Genomic DNA, 13,082 nt, shown 5'->3' with positions numbered 1-13,082 from the left:
AGCCTGATTTTAATCAAGAAATTCAAGCGCAATGTCAAAAGTCTGCGAACTTACGGGAAAAAAGGCGATGTCTGGTAACAACGTCTCCTTTTCGATCAATAAAACCAAAAGAAGATTTGACGTAAATCTTTCGAAAAAGCGTTTCTATATCCCGGAAGAAGATCGCTGGGTAACCCTTAGGGTTTCATCCAGGGCCCTGAAGGCTATCAACAAGAAGGGAATTTCTGCGGTTATGAAAGAAGCAAGACAAAAAGGGATTCTCAGTAAGTAATCCCCTAAAGCGAAAGCATTATGGCAAAGAAAGGAAACAGAGTTCAGGTAATTTTGGAATGTACCGAGCACAAGGAGTCTGGAATGCCCGGAACCTCCAGGTATATCACTACCAAGAATAAAAAGAATACCCCGGATCGAATGGAATTAAAGAAATTTAATCCCATTCTGAAAAGAATGACAGTACATAAAGAGATAAAATAATAAGCTATGGCTAAGAAAACGGTTGCAACTTTACAATCATCCTCAAAAAGGCTGACCAAGGCGATAAAAATGGTGAAATCTCCTAAAAGCGGAGCCTATACCTTTGTTGAGGCAGTTATGCCGCCAGAATCCGTAAACGAATGGCTGGCAAGCAAATAAGATAACAGCAAAGCTGTCAAAAGCCGCTCTCATCTGAGAAGCGGCTTTTTTTATTCCCGCCGGGCCCGTCTGTGCAAGCGATACCCCGGCATCTGTATCTGATATTGTACTATATTTGTGATCCATCACCTGATCCTATGAGTTTATTCAAAAAACTTTTTTCAACAGAAAAGAAGGAGACCCTGGATAAAGGGCTTGAGAAATCCAAGACCACATTTTTTTCCAAGCTTTCCAAGGCGGTAGTGGGCAAATCCAAGGTCGATGACGAAGTGCTCGACCAACTGGAAGAAATACTAGTAACCTCGGACGTAGGGGTAGACACTACCCTGAAGATCATCGAAAGAATTGAGGCCAGGGTCGCCAGGGATAAATATGTGGGGACAGAGGAGTTAGACCGCATCCTGCGGGAAGAAATTGCCGGACTACTCTCAGAAACACAAACAGGAACTGAAACAGATATCCATCTCCCGGAGATTTCAGAACCTTATGTGATCATGGTTGTTGGCGTTAATGGTGTTGGAAAGACCACCACTATTGGAAAGCTGGCTCACAATTTCAAATCCAAAGGAAAAAAAGTCGTGATCGGGGCAGCAGATACCTTCCGTGCTGCGGCCATAGACCAGTTGCAGGTATGGGCAGACCGGGTGGGGGTACCACTGGTAAAACAGCAAATGGGAAGCGACCCGGCTTCGGTGGCTTTTGACACCCTCAGTTCTGCCGTTACCCAGCAGGCCGATGTAGTACTCATCGATACGGCTGGGAGGCTGCACAACAAGGTGAACCTGATGAATGAACTGTCTAAGGTAAAACGGGTGATGCAAAAAGTTATTCCACAGGCCCCCCATGAAGTCTTACTGGTGCTAGATGGGTCTACCGGGCAGAATGCTTTTGAGCAGGCCCGGCAGTTTACCAAGGCAACCGAGGTCAGTTCACTGGCGGTAACCAAGCTTGACGGTACTGCAAAAGGCGGAGTGGTTATCGGGATATCGGACCAGTTCCGCATACCCGTCAAATATATTGGGGTGGGAGAAGGGATAGAAGACCTGCAGGTATTCAATAAATTTGAATTTGTAGATTCATTCTTTAAACTGGAATCTTGAAAACGGGAACCCTCCTCTTTTTCTTTTTATTCCATTGCTGTTTCTTGTTTGGGCAGTTGGAACATCCCAAAGCGAGCCCGCTGCAGGAAGTTGTGCAACAGATAGGCCTTACGCGGGTGAGGGTTGTTTACAGCCGTCCGGCGGTACGGGGCAGGGCTATCTTCGGAGACCTGGTTCCCTATGGCCGTATCTGGCGGGTGGGCGCCAATGAATCCACTAAATTTTCTGTTAGCGATTCCATACAGGTTGGGCCCTATACCCTGCCTGAAGGGACTTATGCCCTTTATGCCTTCCCTTATAAGGATTACTGGGACGTAGTTTTTCACAAGAATACAGAGCACTGGGGGGACGGCCGGGATGCATACAGGCCGGAGGAGGATCAGTTCAGATTGCGCCTAAAGCCTGAAACCACCCCGGTTGTACAGGAAAATTTTCAGATCAGTTTTGATGAGATTACCCATAACAGCATGCAGATGATCTGGCATTGGGACAAGCTGCGTTTGCAAATCCCCATTAGTGTAAACACGGATGCTGTTATGGAAGCCCAATTGCGTCAGGCCCTGACGGAAACCGCAAGTGCGCAGACCTGGTACGAAGCAGCTCGCTATCTTCAGGAACAAAATAAAGATCCGCAAAGGGCCCTGGGATATGTGGAGCAGGCCCTGGCCAAAGGAGGTGACACTTATTACTTCCACAGAGTACGCTCGCTGCTGCTGGCCAAACTCGGCCGTTTCAGGGAGGCGATAACCGCTGCCGGGATATCCCGGGAGCTTGCCCTGGCCGAGGGCAAAGATGAATTTGTGCGCATGAACGAAAAAAATATTGAGAAATGGAAACCAATGAGAGAAAATTAAAAGCAGCATGTTACGCTTTGGCTTTAACAATACTGTTTATAGCCAGTGGATGCCGGCAGGAAAAGGAACCTCAGACGCGTATCTGGGAGCCCTATAATGACTCTCTGGAAGTTGCCGGGAACCAGGACCATCCGGTGGAACGAATGCGATATAAGCTTATTCAGTCCAAAATACTGGATAAAAACGATGTATTTCTGCCCTTATATGAAGAGGTAAAAAAATTCAGCCGGGAAGAATACCTGCGCCTGAAGCCCATGATATTTGAACAGCCGATTTCAACTTTACAAAAGCATATAAAAGCGGGTGACCTTAGCTATGAGGAGCTAACCCTTTTTTACCTGTATCGAATATATACTTACGAACTTAACAATGAAACGACCCTGAATACTGTACTGGCGCTCAATCCCAACTGCCTGCAAGAGGCCCGGGAAAAGGATCGCCTGGCAGCCAGAGATCCCGATGGCTCAAGGCATCCGATATTCGGAATGCCCATCTTGCTGAAAGACAATATCAACACTGCAGGCATGCCCACGACGGCCGGGGCGATAGCCCTGAAGGATAATACGACCGGGGATAGCTTTATCACAGAACGTTTACGCAGCAACGGGGCAATTTTTCTTGGGAAAGTTAACCTCAGTGAATGGGCCTATTTTATGTGCCGGGGATGTCCGGTTGGGTATAGCGCTGTTGGGGGGCAGACCCTGAACCCTTATGGCCGCAGGACATTTGAAAGTGGTGGCTCCAGTTCCGGAAGCGGTACGGCAGTTGCAGCCAATTATGCTGTAGCCGCAGTAGGTACGGAAACCTCTGGCTCCATTTTATCGCCCAGCAGCCAGAATTCTGTTGTAGGGATTAAACCAACAATCGGTTTTCTGAGCCGTAGCGGGATAGTTCCTATTTCCAGTACGCTGGATACCCCTGGCCCTATGACCCGTAATGTAGCGGATGCCGGGATACTGCTGGACGCAATGAAAGGAAGGGACACAACTGATGCCAAATCGGTTGAGACCGGCCTGTCCGGAATGTGGTACCAACCGGAACAAATGGGTCTGCAGGGGAAGAGACTTGGTGTTTTTAAAGGCCTTCTGGAACGCGACAGCCTGTATCGGGAACAGGTGGAGCGGATGCGACAGGCCGGGGCTGAAATAATCCCATTTGATCCTCCTGAGGTAAACCTGGATGGATTTATTACCCTGCTGAACATCGATATGAAGATTGATTTGCCCAGGTACCTGAAAAACCAAATCCGGGACAGGGATGCCGTACGTGTCAGTTCAGTGGCTGATGTTGTGGCGTTTAACCGGGAAGACAGCCTGCTGAGGGTACCTTACGGACAGATGCTACTCGAAGGCATTGTGGCAGATAGTACGAGTCTGGAGGAATTGGAAGAGATCAGGATGCAGCTTGAGGAGAATGGACGCCGGTATTTCGATACCCCCTGGGAAGAACACCAGCTGGATGCTGTACTTTCGGTCAATAACTATCACGCAGGCTATGCAGCGGTTGCCAAATACCCGGCGCTTACCGTTCCCATGGGTTACCGTGATGACGGGGAACCCACCAATATGACCTTTATAGCAAAACCCTTTGAGGAAGATAAACTGATCGGTATGGGCCAGGCCTACGAACAACTCGGGCCCATGCGCCGTCCACCAGCAGGGTATAACGAATAAGCGATCAATTGATAAAAGCCCCGAGCTGTTGCCATAACTGGTTGTCGAAGCTGGAAGGGCCCAACAGGTTTTCTCCACTATCCTGACCCATACGGACTACAATGAGATTTTGGGAAGGTATGATGTAGAGCTTCTGGTCATTTTTGCCCAGGCCGGCCACCAGATCGGACGGCGCCTCAGGAATCAGTTCCCCGGGGAAAACTATCTGCGAAGCAGGGGCCATATAGCTTTGTTTCCCATTTAACCACCACAGATAGCCATAGGCTTTGTTCAAATCCTGTGAGGGCTGCAGCATAGCCGAATGGTAAGATACATCGCCCATAACCGTTAAATCACCCCAGCGGCCGTTGTTCAGGACCAACAGGCCGAAACGGGCCATACTGCGTGCGGTACTGTAATAAATACTATTGGAACCATTGGAGCTGATCCAGAAACCATCCATTCCTATTTTATTGCGCAGGCGGTTATTAAAATATTCGGAAAACCCCATACCTGCGGCGTTGGAAACAACAGCCTGCAAGAGGGTATAGGGACCATTGTGATAGGCCCAGCGGCTGCCTGCATCGGCCGTAAAATTCAGGCATTCAGGAAGGATACAGTCAAAGGAAAGTTCGTCCAGCCCGCTGGTCATACTCAGCTGATTGCGTATGCTGATGTTCAATTCTTTTTCTGCAGGGGCAGCAGTCCATCCGGACCCGAGGTAATCAGAAGTCGGATCCTCAAGATTGAGCAGGCCTTCTTCTCTGGCCAGGCCAACGGTAAATGCGGTGAGCGTTTTTCCGGCGGAAGCCCAGTACCAGAGGCTATCTTTGGTGAATGTCCCAAAATACCGCTCCATGGCAATCTTTCCATCCTTAAGGATGATAAAAGCTTTGGTATTATTAGTTTCCAGAAAGGTTTCAAGGAGATTTTGTTGCTGGCTATCCCACCCCAGGGATTCAGGGCTTACGGTTTCCCAGGTAGCAAAGCGCTGGGGTTCAGGAAAATATAGATTAGTGGAAGCCGGTCCGGGATCTGTGCTGACAACGGGTTCCACAGAGCAGGCCATAGAGGCCAGCAGTATAAACGAGCATAAGAGGTACTGCCAGAAACCGGATATTTTTCCCGTTGTGATCATACTATTAAAACGCTTTTTCAGCTGAAATCGTCTAATTTGCCATATAATACACCCGGATATCGTATTTTTGCGCCCTAATTTGGCATATGCGAACCAAATCTCACAAGAAAAACGTCATCAATGTGGTCACCCTTGGATGCTCCAAGAACCTCTATGATTCAGAAGTCCTCATGGGACAACTCAAAGGGAGCCAGAAGGACGTTGTCCACGAAGGAGTGGGGAACATAGTGGTGATAAATACCTGCGGTTTTATTGCCAATGCCAAGGAGGAAAGCGTCAATACCATTCTGGAGTATGTGCAGCAGAAACAGGATGGGAAGGTAGATAAGGTCTTTGTAACCGGCTGCTTAAGCGAGCGCTACAAACCGGACCTGGCCAAAGAAATTCCGGATGTTGACGCCTACTTTGGTACCCGAGACCTGCCCCAGCTACTACAAGCCCTGGGGGCCGATTACAAACACGAATTGATTGGGGAACGGGTTAGTACTACCCCTGTTAATTATGCCTACCTGAAAATTGCCGAAGGTTGTGACCGCCCCTGTTCTTTCTGTGCCATTCCGCTGATGCGGGGAGGCCACAGGAGCCAGCCCATAGAAGCCCTGGTAAAGGAGGCAGAAAACCTGGCAGCAAAAGGGGTGAAGGAGCTTATTCTGATCGCCCAGGACCTCACCTATTACGGGCTGGACCTGTATAAGAAAAGGAGGCTGGCTGATCTATTGCGCGCACTTGCAAAGGTAGAGGGGATTGAGTGGATCCGCCTGCACTATGCCTTCCCTACCGGTTTCCCCTTAGACGTTCTGGAGGTGATGCGGGAGGAACCCAAAATTTGCAATTATATCGATATCCCGCTTCAGCATATTTCGGATTCCATCCTGAAGAGTATGCGCAGGGGCACTACCTATGCAAAAACGAATGCCCTGCTGAAAAGCTTTCGGGAAAGAGTTCCCGGCATGGCCATCCGAACCACCCTTATTGTCGGATATCCAGGGGAAACGGAAGAAGACTTTCAGTTGCTTAAAAACTGGGTAAAACAGATGCGTTTTGAGCGCCTGGGTTGTTTTACCTACAGCCATGAAGAGAATACACATGCATACAAGCTCTCAGACGATGTGCCCGAAGAGGTCAAACAAGATCGGGTAAACCAGATCATGGAAATTCAATCCCAGATTTCATGGGAACTGAATCAGGAACTGGTAGGCCGGGAATTTCGATGTATGATCGATCGTAAGGAAGGGAATTATTTTATAGGGCGCACCGAATTTGACTCCCCTGATGTGGATAACGAAGTACTGGTAGATGCAAGAGAACATTTTCTTTCGCTGGGCAGTTTTGCGGACTTAAAAATACAGTCAGCCACGGAATTTGACTTATTTGCCGTTCCAGTGGATTCAGAATAAAAGTCAGGACAGGCGCCCCTTTAATCTTCCTCGTTTTCTTCTTCCTGCTTTTCGGCTGCAGCAGCTTCTTCACGGATCAGTGAATTCCTCAGAATATTGAGCTTTTTCAATTTGGCTTTCCAATTCCCAAGGGCTTCCTTTTGTTTTTCAAGGTCCTTGATGACCTTTTTCACCATTGGATTTTCTTCTGAGGTATCTGAGAAAAATTCCAGGTTGTTTTCCAGCTGCCGTATTTCGTTCTTATTTTCTTCAATTTTGCGTTTTACAAATTGTCTTTCCTGCAAAATGGCCCTTGCGTCGTCCTCTTTCGAAAGTTGCTGTATTTTGTTGCCGTATTTAATGATTTCAGCTTGCTGCCTGCTGATTCCCATTTTTTTGAACAGCGCATCAAGTATCTTATAAAACTTGCTGTTCAGATGCCTTTTGGAATGCGGGATATGGCCAATCTCCTTCCATTTTGTAACATACTCCTGAATAACCTTTAAATCGGTTTCTTTTTTACCGCTCAATTTAAATTCCTTTAACTGGTCCATAAGGCTCAGTTTCTCTTTTAAATTATCGCGTTCCCCTGCATTGGCAGAATCTTTCTGGGCATGCAGCCGGTCGAAATAATGGTTGCAGGCTTCTTTGAACTGCTTCCAGATTTTATCCGAATATTTTCTGGGGACATGTCCAATCTGTTTCCACTGCTGCTGGATCTGTTTCATTTCCGGAGTGGTACTTTCCCAGTCTTCACTGTCCTTCAGGCTTAAGGCACGCTGTAACAAATCTCTTTTTTGGTCCAGGTTTTCCTGCTGATCTTTTTTTAGATTTTTGTAAAAGGCATTTTTGGTTCGGTTAAAGCTGCGAACCGCATTTTTAAAGGCAGTCCAGGTTTGCTCGTTTACTTTCTGTGGCACTTTTCCCGCCTTGAAGAAAGCTTCCCTCAGCTTTTCAATATCCTTAATCTGTTTCTGAATACCCCTGTGGTTATCTGCAACAGAGGAGGCAATTTTAGCAATATCCGATATGATCTGCTGTTTAACGGCCAGGTTTGCCTCGTATTGGGCCTCCAGCTCCTGGAAATGTTCCTGCCGTCGCTGGTGCACAACTTTGGTGGCCTCACTGAATCGCTTCCAGATCTCTTCCCTGTGGTCTTTCGAGACCGGTCCGATTTCCTCTTTCCATAACTTATGTAAAGTCTGCAGTTCCCTGAAAGCTTTATTGAGGTCTTCCTCATTGGCAAGGGCTTCTGCCCGCTCTATCAGCTTTAGCTTTTCCTCCAGGTTATGCTTAAAATCGAGATCGCGTAATTCCCGGTTCAGATGCAGGAAATCATAGAATATTTCCACATGGTGCTGATAGGTGCGCCAGACATCGTTGTACTGTGTTCGCGGCACCGGGCCGGCATTCCGCCATTTTTGCTGTAATTCCTTAAAAGTATTGTAGGTGGTGGTCATGTCTTCTTCCATATTGACCAGCCCCTTTAATTCCTCTATTATGGCAAGGCGATTTGCCAGGTTTTCTTTCAGGCGATTTTCCAGGTCCCGATAGTACTGATTACGTTTATCCCGGTACTCAGAGTACAATTCATTGAACTGCCGTTTGGTGACGGAATTGTAATGAAAATCTGATTCGGCACCGCCGCGTTCTACAAATTCTTCTTTTTTACTTTCTATAAAGTCCTGGAATTTGAGGTCAAATTCAGATTTGATTTGCTCAACATGCCTGCGGATTGCCTGAACTTTTTCGGTGCGCAACAGCCTTTGCAATTCCCCAACCAGATTTTCCATGGTGAGGGAGTGGTAGTCCAGAAAAGGAATTTGGTGTCTGCGCTCGTTTTCGGAATCTTCAGCGTCTTCGGCATTGGATTCGTCTATTTCTTCATCCGGATCTGCAGATTCCGGCTTGTCTTGTTCGGCATCCGGCTGCTCCCCGGTTTTTTGCGTTAGTTCCTCTTTATCAACTTCTTCAGATGAATCCTCAGCATTGGACTCCTTGGATACTGATGGCTGATCCCCCCCTGCAGCAAGCTGCAGTTCTTTTTTTTCCTCTTCCGACATAATGAAATATTTTCAGTGTCTGCGCTAAATCGATTCCAAGATACTAACAAGTGGCCTTTAAACAAAGGTAATCCCCGATCTTTTTAAGGAGTCCGGTACGCCTGGACAAGAGAAGGTGCCGGCCTTAACTATTCCAGATTTTCCAGGCTTCCTCGGCCTGGATCTGCAACATTTCCAGTCCGTTTTTTATTCGGCAGCCCTTTCGTTTTCCTTCCAGGAGAAATCGGGTTTCGGCAGGGTTGTAAATCAGGTCGTAGAGTAAGTGAGTTGGCTTTAGCCCGCCATAAGGCAGTTCTGGCGCATGCTCTGTGTGCGGATGGGTTCCTACCGGAGTGCAATTTACAATGAGTTGGTAGCGGCTGAGGTTCTCTGGCGTAAGTTCAGGGTAGGTAAGCTGGTTCCTTCCCGGTTGGCGCGACACGTAAGTGGCTTTGAGCCCTAGCGCTTCCAACCCATGAAATACGGCCTTAGAAGCCCCACCGGTGCCCAGTATAAGCGCTTCCCGGTCCATTTGGGTTAACAGCGGTTTTAGGGATTCCTTAAACCCGATTACATCTGTATTAAAGCCTTTCAGACCACCCTTGCCAAAGGCAATGGTGTTGACTGCTCCTATGGCATCAGCCGCAGGATCCAGCTCATCCAAATAGTCAATAATTTGTTCTTTGTATGGAATGGTAACATTGAGCCCTTTGAGATCGGGATATTTTTCAAGCAGCAATGGAAAGTGAGCCAGATCCGGCAGGTCAAAATTTTCATAGAGGTGGTCCTTCAGTCCCAAAGCCTCAAATTTTTCCCTGAAATAAGCTCTTGAAAAGGAGTAGGAGATGTTTTTTCCAATAAGCCCGTACCTATGCATTTTTCCGGCGATTTTTCCCGTACCACTCCAGGGCGATTAAAACAACTACCCCCATGGCTATGTAGAATACGGCCCACCAGGTATCGGACAGCGCCATGTCTGGCATATAGCGCTGATAGTTAATGATGATGTTGTCCCCGTTGGAATCCTGCATAATATTCCCTGAGGCATCCAGGAGGTAAACTTTTCGCTTCCAGGGCCATACCACCCCCAGGGACCCGGTAATAAATCCGATGATAACCGCTGTGGTCATATATCGGAAGTGCTTTAACACATAGCCCAGCAAATGGGAGAGCGTGACCAGCCCGGTTGCCGATCCTGCCGTAAAAACGGCGAGTATTTTCAGGGTTGTTAACCGTTCCTGATTTTTAAGGAAACTGAAATCTCCCACCACCATTTCGGCAAGGGTGTCGTAGAGCCCGTTTACCGCATCCACCAATAACAATACATAATTGCCCAGTAAGATCAGGATAAAGGAACCGGAAAGGCCTGGAAGGGTCATTCCGGATACACTGATGATACCGCAAAGGAAAATAAACAACAGATTGTCATTTTCCCGGGCCGGGCTGAGAAAACTGATTGAGATTCCCAGTATCAAACCCAGAATCCCTGCGGGAAGGGTTCTTTTATTCCAATGTTCAAAATCCTTGGAAATAAAATAAATCGAACCGATTATCATCCCGAAAAACAGGGCCCAAACGAACAATTCCTTCCGCTCCAGAAAGTAATCCAAAACCCTTGAAACACTGAAATAACTAAAAAGCATCCCCAGTATCAACAAGGAGAGAAACGGCCCGTTTACGTAGCGGTAAAAGCTCTTAAAGCGCCCATTGAAAAATAACTTGAACGCCTTGAGGTTAAACTTTTGGAGGGAATAAATGAATTCCTCGTAGAAACCGACCACAAAGGCCACAATACCCCCGGAAACTCCGGGAACCTTGTTGGCGGCACCCATGGCGAGCCCCTTGATAAACAGCAGGATTTTGTCTGAAATAGTTCTGGGGTGGTACATCGCTTTCAGGAGTGTTTTTTGGATGCAAAGTGTTCCAGGATAAAAATAAGGCAAAATCCGAGAGCGGCCAGCCCCAGGGCCCAATACAATTGTGGTTCTCCTTCATATCCCCAGGGGGTCACATTGGCTTCCCGTATAGGTATGATTTTATCGTTTATTTGACGGGTTTCCAATACCTGTTTCCAGGGCCAGATTTTGGGCAGGGAACCAATGATGAAACCTGTAAGCAAGGCCAGGGTGGCATCCTTGAATTTTGAAAACATCCACTTGAGTAATTTTGAAAAGCTCAGCAACCCAAATACCGCTCCAAGTGCCACAATCCCCAATATTTGCAAATCCCTTTCGTGTACCGCGTCCAGGACCGTTTTATAGGATCCCAGCAACACTAAAATAAAGGCTCCGGATATCCCGGGCAGAATCATTGCGCAAACGGCCAGTGCACCGGAAAGAAAGAGATAGGGCAGGCTTTCATTTTGTTCGGAAACGGGAAGGGAAACGACCAGGTAAGCCAGAACCGCTCCAAGGATCATTGTAAAAAGTACTGCCGCTTTCCACTGGCCTATGGCTTTGCCAACATAGATGATACTGGCAAGTACCAGGCCAAAAAAGAAGGCCCAGAGAAGTACGGGTTCGTTTTCCAGCAGCCAGCTAATCCCCTTTGATAGGGAAACAACACTGATGCCGATACCCATGAAGAGGGACAGCAGAAAATTACCGTTAATTGCCTTCCAACAGGCAGCTAATCCATCCTTTCGCAAGGTTTTCAGCAGGCCGGGGCCAATGGCATTGATGGAATTTATGAGTTCTTCATAGATACCAGAAATGAAGGCTATGGTGCCCCCGGAAACACCGGGTACCACGTCGGCAGCCCCCATGGCCATCCCCTTTAATAAAATCCAGATGTAGTGTAACAGGTTTCGGTCTCCCATAGATAATAAAAAAGCAAAAATAGCTTATTTATTCGGAAGCCTTCCGGCACTCTTTTACAATGCGTTTTACCCAGGGAGCAGCAGAAAATTGCGGGCAGACTTTTTCGAAAAATTCTAACTTCTCAGGGTCCTGTTCAATGGCGGTTTTAAGTTCCTTTTCTGCCCGATCGGCCTGTTGGAGCGTTCGGTAGGTTCCGGCCAGAAAGAAATGAATTTCCGCCGCTTCGGGATAAAATTCCGCGCCCTGTTTTAATACCTCTGCGGCAGCGGCAATTTCCCGGTTTTTGTGCAGGACCTCGGCCCACTGCAGCCAGGTGTCCAGTTCGTAATTACCCAGGTCAACAGCTTGCTTAAAGGCAAAATCTGCCTCGTCCATTTGCCCGAGTGCCTTATGGATTAGTCCGCACCGCTTCCAGTAAGTCGGATTCTCCCCATCTATATTGATGGCTTTATCAATGTATTCCTTGGCCTTTCCGTACTGCCCCAGACGGTGGTAGTGGTCGGTAATGGCCAGCCAGCCTTTATCCAGCAAAGGATCTTCATGTACCGTGAGGTAATAATAATATCGGGCTTCATCCTCCATCCCCAACTTTTCATGGCATTTCCCAATCCGCAAATAAGCGTGGGAGGTGGGGTCATCCATTTCGATAGTTGTGGTATAATTGACAATGGCTTCTTCGTATTTTCCCAGTTTCTCGAGAACCTTACCTTTTTCAAAGTAGGCCCCAATGAAATGGTCGTCAGAGATAATGGCAAATTCAAAGGCACCAAGGGCTTCCTGGTACATCTTCAAACTGTAGTACTGCTTTCCCAATTGATGCCAGGCAACCTGGCAATAAGGTTGGCTTTCCAGGTATTCATTCAGAAACTTTATGGCTCCTTCATGGTCCTCGAGAAATTCAAAGCAGTAAACCACATTGTACAGCGAAGCGTAATCTTCCGGGTCTTCTGTAAGGCATTTCAGAAACCATTTCTTGGCCTGCAGGTAGTCGTCCAGGAACAGGTATTCCATCCCCAGCAGCGAATAGATATCAAAGTGGTTGTCGGATAGGCTCAGTGCCCTTTCCAGGAGTTCAATTGCCGCTTCGTGATTGTCCTTTTTAGAAAAAATATTGGCGCGCTGTATATAGATTTCTTCGTTGGTCCCGTCTATAAGCTGGATCTGATCGAGGATCTTCTCGGCTTTCTCAAATTGATTTTCAAACACCAGAACCTCCACATCCAGCAGGCGGATATCCATGGAATCCGGATGTTGTTCCAGCCCCATTCGGATGGCCTTCTTCGCCAGGGAGATCTTTCCGTTGTTCAGATAGTGGTGGATAATGTCTTCAAAGTCCTCTGCATCAAAGAAATAGACATCGTCTGTCTTGAGCATGGATTCAAATTTCACTATGGGTTGGTTGGGTTGTTCATTCGGATCTAACGCCATATATGCCTGTTTGGTTTCCGTATGGACTTAAAAATATTTT

13 protein-coding genes are annotated in these 13,082 nt (G+C 47.4%); 7 read left to right on the top strand and 6 right to left on the bottom strand.

Features of this window, described 5'->3' with window-relative positions; all coding sequences use genetic code 11:
- Positions 1–31: 31 nt before the first annotated feature.
- The 6 genes from rpmB (at position 32) to ACT6NU_RS01350 (ending at position 4,260) form a co-directional block, all read left to right on the top strand.
- On the top strand, positions 32–271 hold the full coding sequence (gene rpmB / locus ACT6NU_RS01375; RefSeq protein WP_445382671.1) for a 50S ribosomal protein L28: 240 nt from the start codon (positions 32–34) through the stop codon (positions 269–271).
- A gap of 20 nt (positions 272–291) precedes the next feature.
- Positions 292–474, top strand: coding sequence for a 50S ribosomal protein L33 (rpmG, locus tag ACT6NU_RS01370; protein WP_088342152.1), 183 nt, complete (start codon positions 292–294; stop codon positions 472–474).
- Between the two features lie 6 nt (positions 475–480).
- The gene (locus ACT6NU_RS01365; protein ID WP_445382670.1) at positions 481–633 is read left to right on the top strand and encodes a DUF4295 domain-containing protein; all 153 of its coding nucleotides are present in this window, start codon (positions 481–483) and stop codon (positions 631–633) included.
- Between the two features lie 137 nt (positions 634–770).
- Positions 771–1,733, top strand: a complete 963-nt coding sequence (gene ftsY / locus ACT6NU_RS01360; protein ID WP_445382669.1) for a signal recognition particle-docking protein FtsY — start codon at positions 771–773, stop codon at positions 1,731–1,733.
- On the top strand, positions 1,730–2,587 hold the full coding sequence (locus tag ACT6NU_RS01355) for a DUF2911 domain-containing protein (RefSeq protein WP_445382668.1): 858 nt from the start codon (positions 1,730–1,732) through the stop codon (positions 2,585–2,587). Before ftsY ends, ACT6NU_RS01355 begins: the two co-directional genes overlap by 4 nt.
- Positions 2,563–4,260 carry an amidase family protein gene (locus ACT6NU_RS01350; RefSeq protein ID WP_445382667.1) on the top strand — a complete coding sequence of 566 codons (1,698 nt, stop codon included), beginning with the start codon at positions 2,563–2,565 and terminating at the stop codon, positions 4,258–4,260. The genes ACT6NU_RS01355 and ACT6NU_RS01350 overlap by 25 nt, the downstream gene beginning before the upstream one ends.
- A 4-nt stretch (positions 4,261–4,264) precedes the next feature.
- Here ACT6NU_RS01350 and ACT6NU_RS01345 read toward each other — a convergent pair whose 3' ends face one another.
- Positions 4,265–5,377, bottom strand: coding sequence for a serine hydrolase domain-containing protein (locus tag ACT6NU_RS01345; RefSeq protein ID WP_445382666.1), 1,113 nt, complete (start codon positions 5,375–5,377; stop codon positions 4,265–4,267).
- Positions 5,378–5,463: 86 nt separating this feature from the next.
- Here ACT6NU_RS01345 and rimO point away from each other — a divergent pair, with 86 nt between their 5' ends.
- Positions 5,464–6,774 carry a 30S ribosomal protein S12 methylthiotransferase RimO gene (rimO, locus tag ACT6NU_RS01340; RefSeq protein WP_445382665.1) on the top strand — a complete coding sequence of 437 codons (1,311 nt, stop codon included), beginning with the start codon at positions 5,464–5,466 and terminating at the stop codon, positions 6,772–6,774.
- Positions 6,775–6,794: 20 nt separating this feature from the next.
- Here rimO and ACT6NU_RS01335 read toward each other — a convergent pair whose 3' ends face one another.
- The 5 genes from ACT6NU_RS01335 to ACT6NU_RS01315 form a co-directional block, all read right to left on the bottom strand.
- Entirely contained in the window at positions 6,795–8,816 is a 2,022-nt protein-coding gene (locus tag ACT6NU_RS01335) for a DUF349 domain-containing protein (protein WP_445382664.1), read from the bottom strand.
- 124 nt (positions 8,817–8,940) lie between these two features.
- Positions 8,941–9,672: a shikimate dehydrogenase family protein gene (locus ACT6NU_RS01330; RefSeq protein ID WP_445382663.1), complete on the bottom strand. Its 732-nt coding sequence runs from the start codon at positions 9,670–9,672 to the stop codon at positions 8,941–8,943.
- The gene (locus ACT6NU_RS01325; protein WP_445382662.1) at positions 9,665–10,684 is read right to left on the bottom strand and encodes a DUF368 domain-containing protein; all 1,020 of its coding nucleotides are present in this window, start codon (positions 10,682–10,684) and stop codon (positions 9,665–9,667) included. Before ACT6NU_RS01325 ends, ACT6NU_RS01330 begins: the two co-directional genes overlap by 8 nt.
- A 5-nt stretch (positions 10,685–10,689) precedes the next feature.
- Positions 10,690–11,613 (bottom strand): DUF368 domain-containing protein, encoded by a 924-nt coding sequence (locus tag ACT6NU_RS01320; protein WP_445382661.1) that lies wholly within the window; start codon positions 11,611–11,613, stop codon positions 10,690–10,692.
- Positions 11,614–11,641: 28 nt separating this feature from the next.
- Positions 11,642–13,042: a tetratricopeptide repeat protein gene (locus ACT6NU_RS01315; RefSeq protein WP_445382660.1), complete on the bottom strand. Its 1,401-nt coding sequence runs from the start codon at positions 13,040–13,042 to the stop codon at positions 11,642–11,644.
- Positions 13,043–13,082: the final 40 nt, after the last annotated feature.

This window comes from Robiginitalea rubriflava (assembly GCF_052540725.1).
The sequence above is the reverse complement of the archived record's forward strand: the minus strand, read 5'-3'. Positions and strand labels throughout refer to the sequence as shown.